Here is a 21,562-nt window from a genome sequence, read left to right as displayed (position 1 = left end):
CGTGCGGGCGTTGGCGTCAGCTGGCCGGTTTCAGCGCGCCGAAGCCGCCGTCGCAGGTCAGGGTGGTGGCGTTGATGGCCGTGGCCGGGGCGGTCAGCAGAAAGCGCAGGGTCTGTACGGCCTCGGCAACGGTCACGGTACGCCCGGTGGGCGGCAGGGGGGCGTCTGCGGCACGGGATTGCAGGAACGGCGCGCCCCGGCCCGCATCCAGCCAGCCCAGCCGCAGCGAACAGGCGGTGACCCCGCGCGGGGCCAGTTCCACGCCCACGGCGCGGTACAGGGCTTCTCCGGCCAGCTTGGCGGCGGCGTAGTAGCCCTGCCCCGGCGCGGCCCGCTCTGCGGCGGAGGACGAGACGAACACGCACCGCCCGTCGCGCGCGGCCAGCATGGATCGGCTGACGGCCCGCAGCAGCCGGGCGCGAAAGGCGATGTCGCGCGCGGCCCACAGGTCGATGTCGGCGGGGTCCGCCCCGGCCAGCAGGCATTCGAAGCGCGAATGCAGCAGGTCCACGAACAGCCGGGGCGCCTCGCCCAGTGCCGCGCGGGCGCGTTCGGGCAGGGTTTCCGGGGTGTCGTTTTCGGCGTCCGCTCCGTCGATTGCAGGCGGCGTGGTGAAATCCTGTCCGGCGGTGTTCCGTTCCGGCCCGCGCGCGTGCAGGCGCAGTACCGTCGCTTCCGGCAGGGCCGCGTGGATGCGCGCCGCGCCCGCCGCATCGCGCGCGGTCAGGGCCACGCCCATGCCGTCGGCGGCCAGCGTCGCCCCCAGGGCCAGCCCCAGTTCGCACGTGCCCCCGGCGATGAGCACGGGGCCGCGCAGGCGGGAGGGCGATCCGGCGGCGGCTACCACGCCAGCACCCCGGTGACCAGGGGGGCAAGGGCGGGGCCTGCCGTGGCGTCCGGTCCGCCTGATGCTTCCGGCCCGTTCGTCCCGTGCCCCGCCGCACCGGCGTGCCCGTGCGGCAGCGCGTGCAGCGAGCAGCGCAGGCCGTCGCGTGTGCATTCCATGCGAAAGCCGTAGTCCCCCGGGGTCACGAAGCGCCGGAAGCGGAACCCGCGCATTTCACGTACGGGGCGTACGGGGTGTAGTGCGGGCGCCGCGCATGCCTCGTGCGGCGTCTCTTCGGGCAGGCGGCCATCCGGACCGTCGCCCCGAGCGTGCTCGCGGGCCCAGCGCGACGCTTCGTCCGCAAAGGCCTGCACGATGCACGACCCCGGCACCACGGGGGCGCCGGGGAAATGATCCACGAACAGCGGGTGGGCCGGGTCGAACCGGAACACCCCGCTCCGTACGGTGGGGTGCGTGTCTGCCGTGGCGGTCATGCCACCCCCGGCGCGGGCGGCAGGCCGCCAAATCCGTTCGGCATGTCCAATCCGCCGGTGGCCCCGCGCTCGGTCACCGCGCGGATGGCCTCGCCCGTGGCGTCCACCAGCAGGTCGATCTCCTCGTCGGTGATGGACAGGGGCGGCATGAGCACCATCACGTCGCCCAGCGGTCGGACGATCACCCCGCGCCGCCGCGCCTCCAGGGTCACCCGGTGGCCCATGCGTTGGGCCAGATCGTAGGGGTCCTTCGTTGCGCGGTTCCGCACCATCTCGATGCCGGTCATCACGCCGCGCTGGCGAATGTCCCCCACGTGGGGCAGGTCGCGCAGCGTATCCAGCCGCGCGGCCAGCCGGGCGATCTTCGGTTGCAGCCGTTCCATCACCCGCTCTTCCTCGAACACGTCCAGCGAGGCGATGGCCGCCGCGCAGGCCAGCGGGTTGCCGGTGTAGGTGTGGCCGTGGAAGAAGGTGCGCAGTTCCTCGTGGCGGGCCAGAAAGCCGTCGTGCACCCGCTCGGTGGTCAGGGTGGCGGCCAGCGGCAGGTAGCCGCCGGAAATGCCCTTGGCCAGGCACAGGAAGTCGGGCGCCACCCCTTCCTGCTCGCAGGCGAACAGGGTGCCGGTCTTGCCGAAGCCCACGGCCACCTCGTCCGCCACCAGGAAAACCCCGTGCTCGTCGCACAGTTCGCGCACCCGACGCAGCCAGCCGGGGGGCTGCAACAGCATGCCCGCCGCGCCCTGCACCAGCGGTTCCACCACGGCGGCGCACAGTTCGTGGCCGTGCCGGGCGAACAGCGTTTCCATGTGGGTGATGCATTCCCGCTCGCACGCCTCGGCCTGCCGCCCGAAGGGGCAGCGGTAGCAGTACGGGCTTTCCGCCTTCACCGTGTCGAACAGCAGCGGCGCATAGATGGAATGGAACAGGGCCATGCCGCCCAGGGCCACGGCGCCCACCGTGTCGCCATGGTAGGCGTTGCGCAGGCTGAGAAAGCGGGTGCGCCGGGCGTCTCCACCCAGATGCGCCGGGGCCTGACGGTGAAACTGGAAGGCGATCTTCAGCGCCACCTCCACCGACGTGGACCCGCTGTCGGAATAGAATGCCCGCGTCAGCCCCTGCGGGGCGATGGCGGCAAGGCGCGCCGCCAGTTCTATGGATGGTTCGCTGCCCAGCCCCAGCAAGGTGGTGTGGGCCACCTTGTCCAGTTGCGCGCGGATGGCCGCGTCCAGCCGGGGGTGGCGATGTCCGTGCACGTTGGTCCACAGCGAGGAAACTCCGTCCAGATAGGACACGCCGTCGGTGTCCGTGAGCCGGTTGCCTTCGGCGGCGGCGATGACCAGCGGGTCCGCCGCCAGCCAGTCGCGCATCTGGGTGAAGGGGTGCCACACGTGGGCCTTGTCCAGCGCGCGCAGGCGCAGGGTGGCGTCCGTTGCGGCGGGGGGAGTGGGGGCCGCTCCGGGCATGCCGGTATCCATGGTCCGTCCGCTCATGCCCGTGCCCCCTCGCCTTTGCGGGAAATTTCGCCCACGCCCAGCGCGGCCAGCATCTCCATGTCGTCGGCAAGGGCGCGGCCCGCCGTGGTCAGGTAGTTGCCCACCATCAGCCCGTTGGCCCCGGCGGCGAATACCCACGACTGCCACTGGCCAAGGGTCGTCTCGCGCCCGCCGCACACCAGTATGTCCCGCTGCGGGTGAAGCAGCCGGAACACGGCAATGGCCCGCAGGGCCTCCATGGGGGGCAGCGGACTGCGGTGGCCCAGCCGTGTGCCCGGAACGGGATGCAGGAAGTTCAGCGGGATGGAGTCCACGTCCAGTTCACGCAGGGTCAGGGCCAGTTCCACGCGGTGTTCCCACGTTTCGCCAAGGCCCAGGATGCCGCCGCAACAGGTGCGCAGACCCGCCCGCGCGGCCTCGCGCACGGTGGCCATGTCGTCGTCGTAAGGGTGTGTGGTACATACCTGCGGGAAAAAACTTCTGGCCGTTTCAAGATTGTGGTGGTAGCTGGAGATGCCTGCGTCCTTCAGGCGGCGCGCTCGTTCTCCCCGGTTTCCGCTCTCGGCGGACCCGGTGGCGAGTTGCCCCAGGGAGGCGCACAGGCCGATGTCCACACGGTCGCGCAGCAGGCGCGCCGCATGGCAGACCGCGTCGAACTCCCGTTCCGAAAGGGCGTTGCCGCTGGTCACGATGCCGAAGCGGCGCACCCCCGCGCGGGCCAGTTCTTCCGCATGGCGCAGCAACGCGTCGGGGCCGAGCAGCGCATGCACCGGGGCACCCGTGTCGTGGTGCGACGATTGGGCGCAAAAGGCGCAATCCTCGCCGCACCGGCCCGACTTGGCGTTGACGATGCCGCAAGTGGTCGCCAACGGCCCCTTGTGGGCCGAACGCACGGCCTGCGCCACGGCCAGGATGTCCAGGATGTCGGACGCGGGCAGCCGCGCCACGGCGAGCGCCTCTTCTCCGGTGATGCCGGACCAGGGGGCTTCCTCCGTGCGGGCGTGGCTTGGCGATGCGTACGGAGTTTCCGTTCCGGGGGGAATGGTGTCCGAAAGGCGCGCGCACAGACGTTCCAGCAGGGGGTTCATGTCTCGGTATCGCTCCTGTTGAATGGCAGTTCAGGGCGAGTAGCGGGCGTGTTCCTTTTTGTCAACCAAGCAATTGCCTGATGGTTTACAATCGCCGTGGACACAGACAGGACGCCCACGAAGGGTCGTGTGTTCGCCATGTTGCGCGAAGCGGGCGGCAACTGGCGATCGGGAGAGGAACTTTCACGGTTGCTTGGCGTAAGCCGGGCCGCCGTGGCCAAGCACGTGCGGACGCTGCGCGGCGAAGGGCACCAGATCGAGGCCATGACCCGCCGGGGATACCGGATGCTGGCCGAAGCCGACGTGCTGACCGTTGACGGGGTCCGCCGGGGGCTGCGCACCCGCTGTTTCGGGCAGGGAGATTTTGTCCTGCACGAATCCACCGAATCCACCAACCGCGAGGCCGCGCTGCTGGCCCTGGGCGGTGCCCCCGAAGGCACCGTGGTGGCGGCATCGGCGCAGACCGCCGGACGCGGACGCGCCGGTCGCGTCTGGGCGTCGCCCGCCGGGGTGGGGGTGTACGTTTCGCTGGTGCTGCGGCCTCGTCTTGCCCCGCAGGCCGCGCCGCTGGTCACCCTGATGACCGCCGTGGCCGTGGCCGAGGCGGTGGCCGAGGTCACCGGTCTTGCCCCGCGCGCCAAATGGCCCAACGACGTGCTGCTGCATGGCCGCAAGGTGTCGGGCAACCTGACCGAGGTGGCCCTGGTGGCCGATGCCGTGTCCCACGTGGTCACCGGCGCGGGCATCAACGTGAACACCCGCGTCGAGGACCTGCCCGAAGACCTGCGCGGCAAGGCCACATCGCTGGCGGCGGAACTGGGCCGCCCCGTGTCGCGGGTGGACGTGCTGCGCGCCTTTCTGGAACGGGCCGAGCACTGGTACGCCGCCCTGCGCGAGGGCGACCCCGGCCCGGTCATCGCCCGCTGGAAGGAGCTTTCCGCCATCATCGGCACCCCCCTGCGGGTGGGCACGCCGCACGGCGTGGTGGAAGGGCTGGTGGCCGACGTCGATCCCGACGGCCTGCTGCGCCTGGTGGATGCCGATGGGCGCGAACATCGCCTGCATGCGGGCGACGTCATTGACAGCAGGCTGTAAGCACCTATCTCTTCGGGGCCGCGCCCTGCCGGTGTGATCCACCGGTGCCGGGCGCGCGGCGCGCCTTTCCTTCGGCCCTGCCGGTTTCCGGCACGGCCGCGGGTTTTTGCGCGCCCGGCCACGCGGCGGCCACCCGCACATGCGGGCGGCGACGCCCCGTGCCCTGCGCCGGATCATGCCTGCGGGCGGGTGCGACGCCCACCACCGAACCCAACGGACGGCACGAGATGTCGCAGCACGCGCGCCCGCAGGGCGACGACGCTTCCTATCGCGGCATCTGGCGGCTGACATGGCCCCAGATGCTGATGATGCTCTTCCACTTCCTCATCGGGTTCACCGACGTGTGGGTGGCGGGCCGCATCCAGCCAGAGGTGCAGGCCGCCATCGGTCTTGTCTCGCAGTGCCTGTTCTTTCTGCTGGTGGTTGCCGTGGCCGGGGCCAACGCCGGGGTGGCGGCCATCAGCCAGGCGCTGGGCGCGGGGCTGCTGCCGCGTGCCCGGCGCTACGCGGGCATGGTGCTGGCCGGGGGCTGCACGGTGGGCGTGGGCATCATGCTGCTGGGGCTGGGCACCATAGAGCCCTTCCTGCGGCTGTTGCAGGTGCCGGAACCGGTCATGCCGGTGGCCTCGTATTTCTGGAAGGTGTACCTGCTGGGCCTGCCCGCCAACTATCTGTTCACCATCACCGGGGCGGTGTTCCGCGCCCGCAAGCGCATGATCGCGCCGCTGCTGTCCATGGTGGCGGTGTGCGTCGTCAACGCCGGGGGCACCCTGGGGTTCGGCCTGGGGTTGTGGGGCCTGCCCGCCTACGGCTACGCCGGGGTGGCCTGGGCCACGTTCGTGGCCATCGTCGTCGGGGCCTTGCTGAACCTTGGCATGCTGGCCCGCGACCACGAGCTGTTGCAACGCGCCTCGTTTCCTCCCTTGCGCTGGATGCGGCGCGGCGCGCCCTACCTGTTCCGCGTGGCCGCGCCTGCCGCCGGGCTGCAAATCATGTGGAACCTCGGCTATCTGGTGCTGTTTTCCATCACCGCGTCGTTGCCCGTGGACAGCGTGGCGGCCCTTGCGGGCATGACGGCGGGCATGCGCGTCGAGTCGTTCATCTTCCTGCCCGCGCTGGCCTTCAACATGACCGCCTCGGTGCTGGTGGGCCATCTGCTGGGCGCGGGCCGCAAGCCCGAGGCGGTGCGGGTAAGCCTGCGCCTGCTGGGCATCGGCTGCGCATCCATGAGCGTGTTTGCCGTGCTGCTGTGGCCGTGGACGGCGGACATCGCCGCCTGGCTGGCCCCGGAACCCGCCGTGGCCGTGCAGGTGGTCAGCTATCTGCGCTACAATCTTGTTTCCATTCCCTTCACCGTGGCCAGCATGACCCTGGGCGGGGTCATGACCGGCGCGGGCGCCACCCTGTACTCCTTTCTGGTGTACGGTTCGGCCACGTGGTTCGTGCGGCTGCCGCTGGCATGGGGCATGGGCCATGTGGTGTGGCGCGATGCGGCGGGGATATTTCTTGCCATGTTCGTTTCCCAGGTGTTCCAGTCTCTGGTCATGCTGTGGTTGTTCCACACGCACGACTGGAGCCGGTTCAGCATGATCCGGCGCAATGGCCGCAAGGCCGCGCCACAAGGAGCAGCCTCGCATGACCGACAGTGAGTTGACCCCCGGAGAGTTCCGGCCTGTCTCGCTCGACCGCATGGCCGAGTATCTCGACCTTTTCGCCCGCACGCCGCAGCACGCGTCGGACTTCAGTTTCACCAACGTCTGGGGCTGGGCCGAATACTACGGTCTGGAATGGACCTTTGCGCACGGGCTGTGCTGGCTGCGCCAGACGCGGCCCGAACCGGTGTGGTGGGCGCCCGTGGGGCCGTGGCTGGATGCCGACTGGCGCCAGTGCGCGCTGCTGGGCGGGGGGGCAAGGTTCATCCGCGTGCCGGAGTCGCTGGCCGTGCACTGGCAACAGGTCCTGGGCGACCGGGTGACGCTGACCGAGGCGCGTGGCCAGTGGGATTACCTGTACGCCGCGCAGGATCTGGCGGAGCTGAAGGGCAACAGGTTCCACAAGAAGAAGAACCACGTGAACGGTTTTCTGAAGGCCTACCCGCACGAGTACCATCCCTTGACCTCCGACTGCATGGAGGCGGTGCTGGACATGCAGGAGGAGTGGTGCAAGTGGCGCGAGTGCGACGAATCCCACGCGCTGGTGGCGGAGAATACCGCCGTGCGCAGGGTGCTGGAGCACTGGGACAGGATTCCCGGGCTTTCCGGCGGGTCGCTGTACGTGGACGGCAAGATGATCGCCTATACCGTGGGCGAGCGGCTGGACGACGAGACGCTGGTGGTGCACTTCGAGAAGGCCAAGCCGGAGTATCGCGGCGTGTATCAGGCCATCAACAACCTGTACGCGCGCGAGCACGCCATGAGCTTCCGGTACATCAACCGCGAGCAGGATCTGGACGACCTGGGCCTGCGGCAGGCCAAGGAAAGCTACAATCCATTGGGATTTTTGAAGAAGTTTGCGGTGGACGTGGCCCCGGTGTAGGGGGCGGGCGGTTTTTTGCTTGCCTCCGGCGGGCAGGGGGCTGTAGCGCGTTGCGATCGCCATCCGCGCTTTGCGGTCCCTATCCGTAAGGTTTGCTTCGCTCACCTAACGGTTAGGGCAATGCTCCAAGATTCGCATAACGGCTGCCGTCCCCTGCGCCCCCGCATCTTTGCCATTCCCCCCATGGTTTGACACCCCGCCGCCGAAGGCAGTAGAAGGGCGCGGCGTTCGCGGCCCCTGCCGGACATGTCATTGCCCGGCGCGCCATTCGTCGCCCTCTCCCTTTTGCTGGTGGGGGAACTTCAGGAGGTTTCCATGTCCGATGCCATTCATGAAAGGGTGCAGGCCGCCCTCGACAAGGTCCGCCCCTATTTGCAGGGCGACGGCGGCGATGTCGAACTGGTGGAAATCACCGCCGACGGCGTGGTCCGCGTGCGCCTGACCGGCGCCTGCAAGGGCTGCCCCATGTCGCAGCAGACCCTGAAGGGCGGCGTGGAGCGCATGGTGCTGAAGGAAGTGGCCGAGGTGAAGCGCGTCGAGGCCGTGTAGCCTCCGCGCCGCGCGGCGTTTACTGCATCTTTTTCGCATCGTTTCCGCGCCGGGCGCATCCGCGTTCCGGGTACGCGCCGCAATCTTTCGGCACACAGTCCGGGTCACACCGTTCGGGCCACGCTGTCCGGACCACGCCGTCCGGGCCACGCTGTCCGGGCCACGCTGTCCGGGGCATGCGCCCACCATCCGGCAGGCTGCCGGACAGGTCAGACTGGGCCCGACAGGTCCGGATAGATCCAGACATCCAGACGGGCGCCACCACGTTTTCCACGCCATACCGACACCCGAAGAACGGGGAGAACATCATGACCAAGGTCGTCACGCGCTTCGCGCCGAGCCCCACCGGGCACCTGCACATCGGCGGCGCGCGCACCGCCATCTTCAACTGGCTGCTGGCCCGCCACTTTGGCGGCACCTTTCTGCTGCGCATCGAAGACACCGACCAGGAACGCTCGCTGCAAGAGTACACCGACTCCATCCTGGCCTCCATGCGCTGGCTGGGCCTGGACTGGGACGGCGACCTCATCTACCAGAGCAGGCGTTTCGACATCTACAACGGCTACATCGACCGCATGCTGGAAACCGGCCACGCCTACTGGTGCGAATGCACGCCGGAAGAAGTGGAGCAGATGCGCGAAACGGCGCGCGAACGCGGCCTGAAGCCCAAGTACGACGGTCGCTGCCGCGAGCGCGGCCTTGGCCCCGGTCCCGGTCGGGTGGTGCGCCTGAAGGCCCCTTTGACCGGCCGCGTGGTGTTCGAGGATGTGGTAAAGGGCACTCTGGCCTTTGACGCGGCAGAACTGGACGACATGGTGCTGCGCCGCTCCGATGGCACGCCCACCTACAACATGGCCGTGGTGGTGGACGACGCCACCATGGGCGTCACCCACGTGCTGCGCGGCGACGACCACGTGTCCAACACGCCCAAGCAGGTGCTGATCTACCAGGCGCTGGGCCTGCCCCTGCCCGTATTCGGCCACGTGCCCATGATCCTTGGCCCGGACAAGAAAAAGCTGTCCAAGCGCCATGGCGCCCGCGCGGTCATCGAGTACGAGCAGGACGGCCTGCTGCCCCAGGCGCTGGTGAACTATCTGGTGCGCCTTGGCTGGTCGTTTGGCGACCAGGAAATCTTCGCGTTGCAGGAACTGGTGGAAAAGTTCACCACCGACAACCTGAACAGCGCCCCCGCCGCCTTCGACCCGGACAAGTTGCAGTGGCTGAACGCCCATTACCTGCGCGAAACCCCGGTGGACGAACTGGCCCGACTGGCCGCGCCCTTCGTGAAGGCGGAAGGCTTCGACGTGGCCCCCGAACGGCTGGCCGCGCTGGTGCCCCTGTTTCGCGAGCGTGCCTCGAACCTGGCCGACCTGGCCAAGGTGATGCGCTTCATGCTGGTGGACGCCGCCGCGCTGGAGCATGACCCCGCCGCCGTGGCCAAGGCCCTGACCGCCGAGGGCAAGGCCCATGTGGCGGCCCTGCGCGGGCTGCTGGAACAGGCCGACCCCTTCGACAAGGCCACGCTGGAAAAGGTGGTGCACGATTACGTGGAGCAGGGCGGCCTGAAGTTCAAGCAGGTTGGCCCGCCGCTGCGCGTGGCCCTGGCGGGATCGCTGGGCGGCCCCGGCCTGCCCGAGATCATGGAAGTGCTGGGCCGGGCCGAAACCCTGGCCCGTCTTGACCGGGCGGCTGCCCTGGCCTAGGTCCGCCATCCACGGCACTGTCGCCGTGACGATGCGGCGATGGCAGGGCGTGTCCGTGCCGTGTCCGCGCCGTGTCCCCTCCGTATCCCCTCCGTATCCGTGCTGCGCACGCATTGACGCCGAACCGAAGGCCGGAAGCACTGCTTCCGGCCTTCTGCATTGTTGCACCGCCGGGGGGCGTCCGCGTTTTCCGGCGCGTTCGCGGGGCCTGTTCCGTGCGCCGCAACGTACCGTCATCAAACCGCCTCGCGGCATTCCACCCCTGCTGACGCAAGGGGTATGCAACGGCTGCGCCCCATTCCGGCGGACAGGGAATCCGGTAAAGCGTCATTTGCTTGTTGACACCGCCATTTGCTCGTCGATAAAGTGTAGGACCATCAATGTTGTCGGACGCCGCCGGGGAACGTGGTGCGGTGGCCGGACGCGCAATGCGGACCCGGAGTGGTGCCGGGTTGCCGGGACAGTGCCGGGGGGGCCATGTATTCGGGGATTTCGGTCGACCTGTCGGACATGCTGTTGTCCATTTCGGAGGCGCTCGACCTTGCGAGCCCTTCGCTGTCACAGCACCAGTTGCGGGTCGCCTTCGTGGCGTGGGAACTGGCCGAGGCGCTGGACCTTCCGCAGAAGGACAAGGAGACGCTGTTCATCGCGTCACTGCTGCACGATGTGGGCGCGCTTTCGCCGGAAGACAAGCTGGACGTGCGCGCATCGCGCGTGGAAAGCATGGACGAGCACTGCGTCGTGGGCGCGGGTCTGCTGGCGCAGGGGCCGGGCCTGGCCGAGGCGGCGGAGGTGGTCCGCCTGCACCACGCCACGCTGCCGGAACTGGACACGCACGGCCCCGATCCGCGCGTGGGCCTGCTGGCTCAGATCGTCCTGCTGGCCGACACCCTGGAACGGTCCATGGACCGGCGCATCTACGTGCTGCACCAGCACGACGACCTCACCGCGGAAATTCGCCGCATGTCCGGCTGCGCCATCGACCGCCGGGTGGTGGAGGCCTTTCTGCTGGTTTCCGGCCGGGACGAATTCTGGCTGAACCTTGTCTCGCCCCGCCTGTTCACCTTTCTGAGCGAGCGCAATCCCTGCCGCCGCCTGCAACTGGACCTGGACGGCGTGCGCACGTGGTCGCTGCTGGTGCGCGAGATCATCGACTTTCGTTCGCCGTTCACCGCCACCCATTCCGCCGGGGTTTCCGCGTCCGCCGGGGCGCTGGCGCGGGCTTTCGGCCTGCCCGAGCCCGAGGCGAGGCTGATGGAGATCGCGGGCAACCTGCACGACCTGGGCAAGATGGTGGTGCCCAACGCCATTCTGGAAAAGGCGGGGCCCCTCACCGACGAGGAATTCGCCATCATGCGCCAGCATACCTATCACACCTATCTGGTGCTCAATTCCATGAAGGGGCTGGGCGGCATTGCCGAATGGGCGGCCTTTCACCACGAGAAGCTCGATGGTTCGGGCTACCCGTTCCGCATCGGTGCGGGCGGCCTCAGCATCGGCTCGCGAATCATGGCCGTGGCCGACATGTGCACCGCCCTGGCCGAAGACCGGCCCTACCGGGCGGGCATGCGCCGCGACGAGATCGTCGACGTGCTGCGAGACGGGGTGCGCCGCGGGCTGCTGGACAGGGCCGTGGTGGCCACGCTGGAGTCGCGGCGGGACGAGATCATCGACACCGCCGCCGCCGCGCAAGACAAGGCGCACAGCAAGTTCACGCGCCATATCCGGCGCTGAGCGCGGCCATGCCGCAACGCGGGGCGCGAGTCCGCACGCGAAAGGGGACGCCATGTGGCGTCCCCTTTTCATTGCCTTCCGATTCCGACCGTTTTTCCGATTCCGGCAGGCCCTTTCCGTTTCCGGTCCTTCCTGCCCGTGGGCTACTGCACCGGGTAGCCGCCGTTGCGGCGGTCGTCCCCGCCCCCGTCGTCCCCGTCGTCCCCGTCGTCATCGTCGTCATCGTCGCCGAGGTCGTCGTTGCCGGAATCCTCGTCGTCCAGCAGGGCGGACAGGATGTCTTCGTCGAGGTCGTCATCGTCCTCGTCGTCCGCATCGTCGTCATCCGCCCCCCGGGCGGGGCGATAGGCCAGATCCATGTCCAGCAGCGGGCCGTCGTCGCGGGTCAGGCTGCCCGCCGGGTCGGCGGCAAAGCCGTCGCCTTCGTCGTCGCGGGTGAACATGCGCCAGGTCACGCTGCCGTCGTCGTGCTGCTCCGAGGACACGCGCAGGATGGGGGTTTCCTTCCAGATGTAGATCATGGTGTCGTCGGCCCATATCTCGCAACGCATGTGCGCCGCGATTTCGTGGGCGTCGATGGCGCTGGGGTTTTCCCCCAGTTCCTCCAACTGCTCGCGCAACAGTTCCTCTACGCGCGCCGCCACCTTGCTGCCGTATTTCATGGATTCGTCTCCTGTGGATGGGGCGCGGGCGCCCGTGGTCATCCACCGCTTACCGCACCCCGCCGCCAGTCGCAACAGGGATGCGCGGGGTGGTTTTCCGTATGTGGCCGCTGGCCGTGGATGCCGCCCGTTCTTGCTCCCGGGGCCGACGTGCCCTATGCTGTCGCCTACAGGGCAACCATAGCCCGGCCATACCCAGAGGAACGCCAGTGACCCAGCAGAATCGCCGCATCATCGAACGGCTGCCCCTTTTCGACGGACTTTCCGACCCCCAGCTGGAAGGTCTGGCGGGCATCGTCGTGGACCGTCGCGTGGACAAGGGGCAGATGATTTTTTTCGAGTCCTCTCCGGCAGAGGGCTTCTACGTGGTGGCCGAGGGCCGCGTGAAGATATTCAAGACCGCGCCCGACGGGCGCGAGGCCGTGATGCACGTGATGGGCCCCGGCGAAACCTTTGGCGAGGTGGCGGTGTTCCAGGGCGGCACCTTTCCCGCCCACGCCATGGCCGTGGAGAACGCGCGCGTGCTGTTTCTGCCCCGCAAGGGGCTGGTGGACCGCATCACCCGCGATCCCACACTGGCCATGAACATGCTGGCCGCGTTGTCGCGCAAGCTGCGCGTGTTCACCACCAAGGTGGAATCCCTGACCCTGCACGAAACCCCGCAACGCCTTGCCGCCTACCTGCTGCATGCCAGCGAACTGAAGGGCGATGCCGACACCTTTCGGCTGGACATGGCCAAGGGGGTGCTGGCGGGCATGCTGGGCACCGCGCGCGAGACGCTATCGCGCTGCCTCGGAAAGCTGGCCGAACGCGGGGCTGTTTCCGTGGAGGGGCGCGAGGTGACCATCGTTGATCGTGACTACTTGCAGGCCCTGGCCGACGGGGACGAGACTCTCTGATGCCCCGACCGCGTGTTTCCGCACGCGGTCGGCATGATGTCCCGATCCGCGTGATCCGGCACGCGGTACGCGCCTGTCACATCCGTTCGTGTCCTGGCAGGTGGCCCGGCAGACGTTACGGACGGACACGGGCGTCCGGCGATTTTCCTACCCATGCGCGGCGAACCCGTTGCGGAGGAACGATGCAACACCCTCAGGCCTACGCCTGGGCGCTGGTGCTCATGGTGGCGATGGTGCTGTGCACCCTTGCCGTGCTGGTGTTTGCCCTGGGCATGCGCCGGTATCCGGGCATGCTCACCTGGGCCGCTGGCGGCGGGGTGCTGTCCACGGGTATCTTCCTGATGCTTACGCAAGGTTCCTGGCCCTGGGTCGCTTCCATCCTTGGGGCCAACCTGTGCCTCGTTGGCGGCGGCGTGCTGACCGCGGCGGGTTTGCGCCAGTTTTTGGGCAGGCGGGTGCCGTGGCGCGCCGTTGCCGTGTTGCTGGCCTCGCTGGCCTGCCTTGCCTCGTGGTTCACCTGGGTGCGGTTCAGCGTGCCCGCGCGGGTGCTGGTGTTCAGCCTGCACATGCTGCCGGTCTACGCCGATCTGGTGCGGGTGGCCTGGCGGGCGTTCCGCACGGACAGCCCATGGCCCGCCCTGCTGATAGCAGGCAGCAACGTGATGTCCGCGGTGTTTGCCGTGGCGCGCGGGGTGGTGGCCATGTCCGGCGGGCTGGACGCCGTGCCGTCGGTGTTCATCTGGGAGTTCGCGGCGTACGGCGCGTTCGTGGTGGGGCCGCCCGCCGTGGTGGTGCACACGGTCGGGTTCCTGCTGTTGGCGGGCTACCGCAGCACGCGGGAAATGAGGCCGGGCAGGGCCGACTGAACGTCACTCTGACGTCCCCCCCCCCGATGCCTCCCCGGGCATTTTCAGCCGCGTTGCGTATGTCCGGAGCAAGGCCCGGCAGTGAAGCCTTACGCCGCACGCCGTACGGCGGGCAGCAGCACCGTGAAGCGACACCACTGCCCCGGCTGCGATTCCACCATGATGTGCCCGCCATGGTTGCGGCTGATGATGAAGTACGACACCGAAAGGCCCAGCCCCGTGCCTTCGCCCGGCGGCTTGGTGGTGTAGAACGGCTCGAACACCCGCACCCGCGTGCGCTCGTCCATGCCCGGGCCGTTGTCCTCCACCTGGACGCAGACGTATTCCGTGTTGGCCGGGTCGGCGTCCGCCGCCCCGGGTTCGCCGAGGTCTTCTGTTTCCCCCATCCCCATGACACCGTCCGCGCCGCCGAGGCCGCCGGGCAGGCCCGGCGCACCGCACCGCGTGCCGACGCGCAAGGTGATGCACGGTGCCTCGCCCTGCGGGTAGGCCTTTTGCGAAATGGCCTGCGAGGCGTTTTTCAGCAGGTTGAACAACACCTGCTCGATTTCGGTGGGAGCGCATTCCGCCATGGGAGCGCCGGGCGCGTAGTCGCGGACGATGCGGATGTTACGGAAATCGTGGCGCTTCTTGAGGTTGTAATCGTTCTCCGCCAGTTCCACTGCCCGGTCCAGCAGTACCGCAAGGTCGCATGCGGCGCGTTCTGCGTCGCTGCGCCGGGCAAAGTCCAGCATGTGCCGCACTATGTCGGCCGCGCGGGCGCAGGCCTCGCGGATGTTGCTCACCAGCTTGGCCAGCCCGCGCAACTCGAAGTAGTGCTGCACCCGTTCCAGGTCCACTTCGGACATCAGGGCGGCGGCTTCGTTGTCCGGCACGCCGGGCGCCAGGCGGCGTTGCAGGTTCTGGGCGGACTGGGCGATGGCCGAGAGGGGGTTGTTGATCTCGTGGGCCATGCCGGCGGCCACACCCCCCACGGACATCATCTTTTCCGTCTGGACCATGATTTCGCGCAGCTTCTTCTGCTCGGTCACGTCGCGAATGATGGCGATGAGCCATGGCTCACCCCGCAGGGTGAAGCGGCTGAGGGAGATTTCGCAGTCGAAGGGGGTGCCGTCCGCGCGCAGGTGCGTCCATTCGAAGAACTGCGGCTCTCCGGCCTGGGCCTTGGCCAGGCGGATGTCCTCGGCAAGGTGGGTGGCCCCGGAGCGGGGCTGCTCTGGCGGCGAAAGGTCGCGCGGGGCCATGGAGGTCAACTGGTCCAGGGACCTGCCGAACAGCTCGCAGGCCCTGCGGTTGGCGTCGCGCACAAGGCCGTCGCGGATCAGGAAAATGGCGTCGTTGGCCGCCTCGAACAGCGCGCGGTACTTGCGCTCGCTTTCGCGCAGTTCTTCTTCGGCGCGCAGCCGTTCCGACACGTCGCGCGCGATGCACGAGACATACTGCATGCCGCCGATGTCGTGGCGCTTCAGGGCCAGTTCCAGCCACAGGTCGGCCCCGTGCGCGGGTTGGCGGATCAGGCGGCGTTCCTCGCCCCCGGCGGGGGGGGCGGCATCGGCCATGTGCCAGCCGACGGTGCGCGGGCCGTCTTGCGGCACAAAGCCTTCCGCGTTGCCTGCGAGATGCGGCTTCCACCCGGCCAGTTCGGGAAACGCCGTCGCCAGCGGGCGACCGGTCAGCGCTTCCCACGGCAGCCCCGCGAAGCGGCAGGCAGCGCCGTTGGCGTCCAGCACCAGCAGGGTTTCCGCGGCCAGCAGCAGCACGCCGTCGCCTGCGCTTTCCAGCAGGGCGCGGAACAGTTCCAGTTGCTGGAGACGCTCTTTCAGCTCCGGGTAGTAGCTCTTGCGCGTGGAGGCCTGCCCGAGCCCGATGAGCTTTGCCCGCAGGTCGTCAGAACGCTTCGGCATACAGTTGTTCCAGTTCGCGCGCGTCGAGCGGGACCGGGTTGGTGGAAAGGCAGGGGTCTTCCTGGGCCAGGCGCGCCAGTTCCGCCAACTGGTCACGGGTAACCCCGTACTGGGAAAGGCCCTTGTCGAACCCGGCCCTGCGGCGCATGGCGCCAAGACGGGCGAACAGGGCGTCACGCACCTCGTCGTCCGGGGCGGCAAGGGCATCCGCCACGCCCAGCGCCTCGGCCACGCGGCGGTAGCGCTGCGGCGCAGCCACATAGTTGCGGCGCACCACGAAGGGCAGCAGCAGGGCGTTGCATTCGCCGTGGGGCAGGTCCAGCAGGCCGCCCAGGCTGTGCGACAGGGCGTGTACCGCCCCCAGGATGGCGTTGGAAAAGGCCAGCCCCGCGTTCATGCTGCCAAGGGCCATGCGGGCCCTGGCATCGCGGTTGCCAAGGTCGTCCAGCGCGTCGAACAGGGCGGAGCCGATGCCCCGGACGGCCTCCAGGGCGAACATGTCGGTGACGGGGGAGTGCGCGTTGGAGGCGTAGGCCTCCACGGCGTGGGTCAGGGCGTCCAGCCCGGTGGCGGCGGTGAGTTCGCGCGGCTTGGTCAGGGTGGTCAGCGGGTCCACCAGGGCCACGTCTGGCACGTTGGCCTTGCTGACGATGGCGATCTTCACCCTGCGCGGCGTGTCGCGGATGATGGCGAACTGCGAGACGTCGGCGGAACTGCCCGCCGTGGTGGGCACGCAGACCAGCGGCGGCATGGGCTTGGGGATGGCGTCCACCCCTTCGTAGTCCAGGATGTGCCCGCCGTTGGCCACCACGATGCCGATGCCCTTGGCGCAGTCCATGGGGCTGCCGCCGCCCACGGCCACGATGGCGTCGCACCCTTCGGCGCGGAACACCTCGCTGCCCTGCATCACTTCGGTATCGCGGGGGTTTTCCGAAACTCCCAGAAAGGTCGCGCAGGCAATGCCTTCATCGCGCAGGGTGCGGGCCACCGCATCCGTGTGCCCCGCCGCCGCCACGCCCTGGTCGGACACCACGAGGCAGCGCGATGCGCCAAGGTTGCGGGCATGCCGCCCGGCCAGACCTGCCGCGCCGTACCCGAAGACGAATTCCGGCGCGACGAATTTGCGCAGTTCGTAGTCGTTCATGGAACGCCCTTGATGCCGCCCTGTGCGGCGCCTTTTTCCCAAAAAGCACCGCGAGTGTTTCCCCGTATCCCTACTGTATGCAAGCCGGGGCTGTTTCGTCACCCTTTTTGTGTGCAGGGTTTACCAAATGCGGAATGACGTACGGCCCGCGGATACGGACCGTACGTCATGTGATTGCGGAGGCTGGCTTGCGGAACAGGTGGCCGTGCCGGGAGGGCGTTGCAGACGCCGGGGCGTCAGGCGAGATATGTAGACGCTGGGGCGTCAGGCGAGCGGAGTAGGCGCTGGCGCATCAGGCAAGCGGGGTAGGCGCTGGCGCTTCAGGCGAGCGGAGTAGGCGCTGGCGCATCAGGCAAGCGGGGTAGGCGCTGGCGCGTCAGGCGAGCGGAGTAGGCGCTGGCGCGCCTTGGCACGTCATGACCATTTCGTTCAGCGGCACGTTGGTGCCGGACAATTCGCGGGCCTTGGCCAGCGCGGCGGTAAGGCCGCGGCAGCAGGGCACTTCCATGCGCAGCACGGTCATGGACCGGATGCCGCTGGTGGCCAGTATTTCGGCCAGCCGCTGGGCGTAGGCGTCGGTGTCGTCGAACTTGGGGCAGCCGATGAGCACCACCTTGCCCCGGGCGAAGTGGCTGTGGAACAGGGGCGATGCCGCCGCCGCGCAGTCCGCCGCCACCAGCACGTCGGCGTCCTTCAGGTAGGGGGCCGTGGGCGGCACCAGGCGGATCTTCAGCGGCCAGTGGCCGGGGCCGGAAACCGGGCCTTCCGCCACTCCGAACATGGGAGCCTCGGACTTGGCGAAGCTGCGGATCATGGAGCCGGGGCAGCCGCCGTGGCCGCCGCCATGCCCACCACCGTGGCCGTGTCCCGGCCCGTGCCCGGCCCCCTGTCCGGCCCCCTGTCCGGCCTGACGCGCCAGGCCGTAGTGGCCGTGCACGCCGTGTCCGTCGGGCCTGCCCTGAGCTGAATGATGGTCGCCGGTGCGGGGCTGCGCGCCGTCGCGCTTGCGCACGTGTTCCATGGCCGCGTCCTCGTCGAAGGGCACGGCATCGCGCTGGATGATGCGCAGCGCGCCCTGCGGGCAGCTGCCAAGGCACGCGCCAAGGCCGTCGCAAAAGCTGTCGGACACGATCTTGGCCTTGCCGTCCACGATGGCGATGGCGCCTTCGGCGCAGTCCAGCACGCAGGCGCCGCAGCCGTCGCAGCGTTCTTCGTCGATTTCGAGGATGTTCCGGGTGGTCTTCATGTCTGTGATCCTTGCCCGCGGGTTGGAGCGCGGGCGGCCCCGTGTCGGTTGGGGGCCATATCGGTGATGTCGGTGATGTCGGGTGGCGCGGCTGTGGGTGCGGTGGCCGTGGCTGATGGACTCGTGATGCGTCGGCGGTGGTGTGCAACCCGTATTCGGGCGGGGCGGGAGGGGGGCGGCCGGTGCCGCCCCCCGAATCCCGTCGTTCAGCGTGTGGTCGTCCTACCCCAGAATGGCCTTCAGGTCTTCATCCGGAGTGGTGATGGGCTTGATGTTGTAGTTCTGCACCAGGAAGTTCAGCACGTTGGGGGTGATGAACGCGGGCAGTGACGGTCCGAGGCGGATGTCCTTGATACCCAGGGCCAGCAGGGTGAGCAGGATGACCACGGCCTTCTGCTCGTACCACGAGAGCACCAGCGACAGGGGCAGGTCGTTCACGCCGCACTCGAAGGCGCCGGCAAGGGCCACGGCGATTTGGATGGCCGAGTAGGCGTCGTTGCACTGGCCCACGTCCAGCAGGCGCGGAATGCCGCCGATGTCGCCCAGTTCCTTGTCGAAGAAGCGGAACTTGCCGCAGGCCAGCGTGAGCACCACGGTGTCCTTGGGGGTCTTTTCCACGAACTCGGTGTAGTAGTTGCGGCCCGGCTTGGCGCCGTCGCAGCCGCCCACCAGGAAGAAGTGGCGGATGGCGCCGGACTTCACCGCGTCGATGACCTGGCCGGCCACGCTCATGACGGTGTTGCGGCCAAAGCCCACCAGCACGTTCTTGCCGGGCGCGTCATCGGTGAAGCCGGGCATTTCCAGCGCCTTCTTGACCACTGCGGAGAAGTCGTAGTTCTCGCAGTGCACCAGGCCGGGCCAGCCCACGAGGCCGGTGGTGAACACGCGGTCCTTGTACGAATCCTGGGGCTTCTGGATGCAGTTGGTGGTGAACAGGATGGCGCCGGGGAAGGCCGGGAATTCCTTGTGCTGGTTCTGCCAGGCGGTGCCGAAGTGGCCATAGAAGTGGGGGTACTTCTTCAGTTCCGGGTAGCCGTGCGTCGGCAGCATTTCACCGTGGGTGTAAATGTCGATGCCCTTGCCTTCGGTCTGCTTCAGCAGTTCGTGCAGGTCGCGCAGGTCGTGGCCGGAAACGAGGATGCACTTGTTCTTGCGGTGGCCCAGCGGCACCTGGGTGGGCACGGGGTGGCCGTAGGTGCCGGTGTTGCCCGCGTCCAGCAGTTCCATGGCGCGCAGGTTGGTCTTGCCGCATTCGAGTGCAAGCTCCACCCACTGGCCAAGGTCTCGCTGCACGCCGTCGTACCCGGCGGCCAGGCCCTTGAACAGGAAGGCGAACACTTCGGGGTCGGTCTGGCCCAGCACGGCGGCGTGGTCGGCGTAGGCGGCCAGGCCCTTCATGCCGTAGAGCAGGGTCTGCTTCAGCGAGACGATGTCCGGGTCGCTCTTGTCGGCGGTCAGCGCGGCAACGTCGGCCTGGGCGCCCAGCGCTTCCAGGGTGGCGGCGGGCTGGAAGGAGGCGGGGCCGGAGCTGCCGGTGCCAAAGGACACGCCGGCGCGGGCGGCCAGGGCGGTGCGGTGCTTGACGATCTCGTTGATGTACGCCTGGAAGCGGGCCGGGTCGAAGTTGACGTTGGTAAGGGTGGTGAACAGGGCCTTGGCCCCGTAGTGGTCGATGGCGGGATCGACGATGCCCTTCTTGCGGGCTTCCAGGGCCACCAGGGCCAGGCCGCGCAGGGCGTAGACCGTCAGATCCTGAAGGGCGGAAACTTCGGGCTGCTTGCCGCACACGCCGATGGTGGTGCAGCCGGTACCCTTGGCGGTCTGTTCACACTGGTTGCAGAACATGGACATGGGGCTCTCCTTTTTCTGGGGTTCATTCTTGTGGCCGAAGAGGCCTAAAATCTTCGAAAGGACCATGGCGCGCTCCGTTGTGGTTGTGGTTCGTCGGGGCGGCGTCGTCGGGGCGGAAACGTTTCCGCGCCCGTCCCGTCGTGGCCTTTCGCCCCGTCGTTGAGTGCACAATAGTCCGGGGGGCGAACGCGCGATGTGACGGACATCAAAACCACGGGGAAATTTGCGCGAAATGCGTTTTTTTTCGTGGGGACGAGGATACGGACCCGACATTCCGCAGCGCGCCGACGGAACGAAGCGGGCATCTCCTTCATGATATCACCGAACGCGAGAAACAGGAGTATATTTTTCATTGGTGGCGGAGCAGGAAGTGGACGCACCGTTGCTTCTGGCGTGGCCTGTCCGGGGTGGGCACGCCATGGCACATGCCGCGCCCCGCGGCGAAGGCAGTGGCGCGACAGTCTATGCATTGCCTGATGTGCGATAGAAAGTATCGATTTTACCGGAACTTGGCAGGTGGGCTATCCAGTGGCAGGGCACCGCGTGTGGCCCGAGTTTTTCCGCAGGAGGCCCCATGCCCGTTGCCCGTCTGGTTGCCGGAGTGGACGTGGGCTCCACCGCCGCCAAGGCCGTGGTGCTCGACACCGCCTCGCGCGCCGTGCTGGGGGTGGCCGTCACGCCCACCGGCTGGAACCCCCGCGAAACCGGCCAGGCAGTGCTGGACGCCGCCCTGCGCGAGGCCGGAACCGGCATCGACCGGGTGGCCCGTGTCGTGGGCACCGGCTATGGCCGCATCTCCCTGCCCTTCCTGCATCGCACCGTAACCGAAATCACCTGCCACGCGCGCGGCGCGCATCACCTTGCGCCCGATACCCGCACCGTGCTCGACGTGGGCGGGCAGGACAGCAAGGTGGTGGCCGTGGACGAGCGCGGCAACGTGCGCGACTTCGTCATGAACGACAAGTGCGCCGCCGGTACCGGGCGTTTTCTCCAGGTCATGACCGGCGTGCTCGACATGACTCTGGACGAGCTGGGCGACGCCGCCCTGCGCGGCAGTCCCATGCCCCTCAACAGCATGTGCGCCGTGTTTGCCGAAACTGAAGTCATCGGGCTCATCGCACAGGGGGTTTCCAAGGACGACCTGGCCGCCTCCATCGTGGCCTCCGTGGCCCGCCGCCTGAAAGCACTGACAGGCCGCGTGCCCCTGGTGCCCGGCTGCGCCTTTACCGGCGGCCTTGCCACCAATTCCGCCTTTGCCCGCATCTTTTCCGATACCCTCGGCCTTGCCGTCACCGTGTCCGACATGCCGCAGGCCACAGGCGCCCTCGGCGCCGCCCTCATCGCGGCGCATGATGTGACGGTTGGCGGGGGAGGGGGAGTGTAATGGGAACGTTTACGGGGGGGGGGGGGGGGGGGGGGGGGGGGGGGGGGGGGGGGGGGGGGGGGGGGGGGGGGGGGGGGGGGGGGGGGGGG

The 21,562-nt window shown here is 68.5% G+C and carries 18 protein-coding genes; 9 read left to right on the top strand and 9 right to left on the bottom strand.

The window, feature by feature from the left end; translation table 11 throughout:
* Positions 1–16: 16 nt before the first annotated feature.
* The 4 genes from K6142_RS15775 to bioB are packed head-to-tail and all read right to left on the bottom strand — an operon-like array spanning position 17 to position 3,901.
* Positions 17–847, bottom strand: coding sequence for an SDR family oxidoreductase (locus K6142_RS15775; protein WP_223380938.1), 831 nt, complete (start codon positions 845–847; stop codon positions 17–19).
* A complete protein-coding gene (locus K6142_RS15770) occupies positions 841–1,320 on the bottom strand; it encodes a hypothetical protein (RefSeq protein ID WP_223380937.1) in 480 nt (159 codons plus the stop codon). The genes K6142_RS15775 and K6142_RS15770 overlap by 7 nt, the downstream gene beginning before the upstream one ends.
* On the bottom strand, positions 1,317–2,810 hold the full coding sequence (bioA, locus tag K6142_RS15765) for an adenosylmethionine--8-amino-7-oxononanoate transaminase (RefSeq protein ID WP_223290489.1): 1,494 nt from the start codon (positions 2,808–2,810) through the stop codon (positions 1,317–1,319). The genes K6142_RS15770 and bioA overlap by 4 nt, the downstream gene beginning before the upstream one ends.
* Positions 2,807–3,901 (bottom strand): biotin synthase BioB, encoded by a 1,095-nt coding sequence (gene bioB, locus K6142_RS15760; protein ID WP_190246048.1) that lies wholly within the window; start codon positions 3,899–3,901, stop codon positions 2,807–2,809. Before bioB ends, bioA begins: the two co-directional genes overlap by 4 nt.
* A 138-nt stretch (positions 3,902–4,039) precedes the next feature.
* Here bioB and K6142_RS15755 point away from each other — a divergent pair, with 138 nt between their 5' ends.
* From K6142_RS15755 to K6142_RS15730, 6 genes are all read left to right on the top strand, one after another.
* Positions 4,040–4,996 (top strand): biotin--[acetyl-CoA-carboxylase] ligase, encoded by a 957-nt coding sequence (locus tag K6142_RS15755; protein ID WP_223290491.1) that lies wholly within the window; start codon positions 4,040–4,042, stop codon positions 4,994–4,996.
* 227 nt (positions 4,997–5,223) lie between these two features.
* The gene (locus tag K6142_RS15750) at positions 5,224–6,645 is read left to right on the top strand and encodes an MATE family efflux transporter (protein WP_012612143.1); all 1,422 of its coding nucleotides are present in this window, start codon (positions 5,224–5,226) and stop codon (positions 6,643–6,645) included.
* Positions 6,632–7,531 carry a DUF2156 domain-containing protein gene (locus tag K6142_RS15745; protein WP_190243678.1) on the top strand — a complete coding sequence of 300 codons (900 nt, stop codon included), beginning with the start codon at positions 6,632–6,634 and terminating at the stop codon, positions 7,529–7,531. The genes K6142_RS15750 and K6142_RS15745 overlap by 14 nt, the downstream gene beginning before the upstream one ends.
* A 315-nt stretch (positions 7,532–7,846) precedes the next feature.
* Entirely contained in the window at positions 7,847–8,080 is a 234-nt protein-coding gene (locus K6142_RS15740; RefSeq protein ID WP_012612141.1) for a NifU family protein, read from the top strand.
* Between the two features lie 308 nt (positions 8,081–8,388).
* Entirely contained in the window at positions 8,389–9,783 is a 1,395-nt protein-coding gene (gltX, locus tag K6142_RS15735; RefSeq protein ID WP_190243679.1) for a glutamate--tRNA ligase, read from the top strand.
* 477 nt (positions 9,784–10,260) lie between these two features.
* Positions 10,261–11,517: an HD-GYP domain-containing protein gene (locus K6142_RS15730; protein WP_190243680.1), complete on the top strand. Its 1,257-nt coding sequence runs from the start codon at positions 10,261–10,263 to the stop codon at positions 11,515–11,517.
* Positions 11,518–11,660: 143 nt separating this feature from the next.
* Here K6142_RS15730 and K6142_RS15725 read toward each other — a convergent pair whose 3' ends face one another.
* Positions 11,661–12,179, bottom strand: coding sequence for a hypothetical protein (locus K6142_RS15725; RefSeq protein WP_190243681.1), 519 nt, complete (start codon positions 12,177–12,179; stop codon positions 11,661–11,663).
* A 209-nt stretch (positions 12,180–12,388) separates the two neighbouring features.
* Between K6142_RS15725 and K6142_RS15720 the strand changes: the two genes are divergently transcribed.
* Complete coding sequence (locus tag K6142_RS15720; RefSeq protein WP_190243682.1) at positions 12,389–13,078, top strand: Crp/Fnr family transcriptional regulator; 690 nt, start codon at positions 12,389–12,391, stop codon at positions 13,076–13,078.
* A gap of 182 nt (positions 13,079–13,260) precedes the next feature.
* Positions 13,261–13,944 (top strand): hypothetical protein, encoded by a 684-nt coding sequence (locus K6142_RS15715; protein WP_190243683.1) that lies wholly within the window; start codon positions 13,261–13,263, stop codon positions 13,942–13,944.
* Positions 13,945–14,033: 89 nt separating this feature from the next.
* On the opposite strand, the gene K6142_RS16690 is transcribed toward K6142_RS15715, so the two are convergent.
* The 4 genes from K6142_RS16690 to hcp all read right to left on the bottom strand — a co-directional run bounded on the left by K6142_RS16690 (position 14,034) and on the right by hcp (position 20,083).
* Positions 14,034–15,848, bottom strand: a complete 1,815-nt coding sequence (locus K6142_RS16690) for a PAS domain S-box protein (RefSeq protein ID WP_190243684.1) — start codon at positions 15,846–15,848, stop codon at positions 14,034–14,036.
* Positions 15,832–16,992: an alcohol dehydrogenase-like regulatory protein ErcA gene (gene ercA, locus K6142_RS15700; protein WP_190243685.1), complete on the bottom strand. Its 1,161-nt coding sequence runs from the start codon at positions 16,990–16,992 to the stop codon at positions 15,832–15,834. The genes K6142_RS16690 and ercA overlap by 17 nt, the downstream gene beginning before the upstream one ends.
* Positions 16,993–17,368: 376 nt before the next feature.
* Complete coding sequence (locus K6142_RS15695) at positions 17,369–18,238, bottom strand: ATP-binding protein (protein ID WP_190243686.1); 870 nt, start codon at positions 18,236–18,238, stop codon at positions 17,369–17,371.
* A gap of 222 nt (positions 18,239–18,460) precedes the next feature.
* On the bottom strand, positions 18,461–20,083 hold the full coding sequence (gene hcp / locus K6142_RS15690; protein ID WP_190243736.1) for a hydroxylamine reductase: 1,623 nt from the start codon (positions 20,081–20,083) through the stop codon (positions 18,461–18,463).
* 580 nt (positions 20,084–20,663) lie between these two features.
* On the opposite strand from hcp, the gene K6142_RS15685 reads away from it, so the two are divergent.
* Positions 20,664–21,473 carry an acyl-CoA dehydratase activase gene (locus tag K6142_RS15685; RefSeq protein ID WP_190243687.1) on the top strand — a complete coding sequence of 270 codons (810 nt, stop codon included), beginning with the start codon at positions 20,664–20,666 and terminating at the stop codon, positions 21,471–21,473.
* Positions 21,474–21,562 lie beyond the last annotated feature (89 nt).

The sequence above is a fragment of the Nitratidesulfovibrio sp. SRB-5 genome (assembly GCF_019931275.1).
GTDB lineage: Bacteria > Desulfobacterota > Desulfovibrionia > Desulfovibrionales > Desulfovibrionaceae > Cupidesulfovibrio.
The sequence above is the reverse complement of the archived record's forward strand: the minus strand, read 5'-3'. Positions and strand labels throughout refer to the sequence as shown.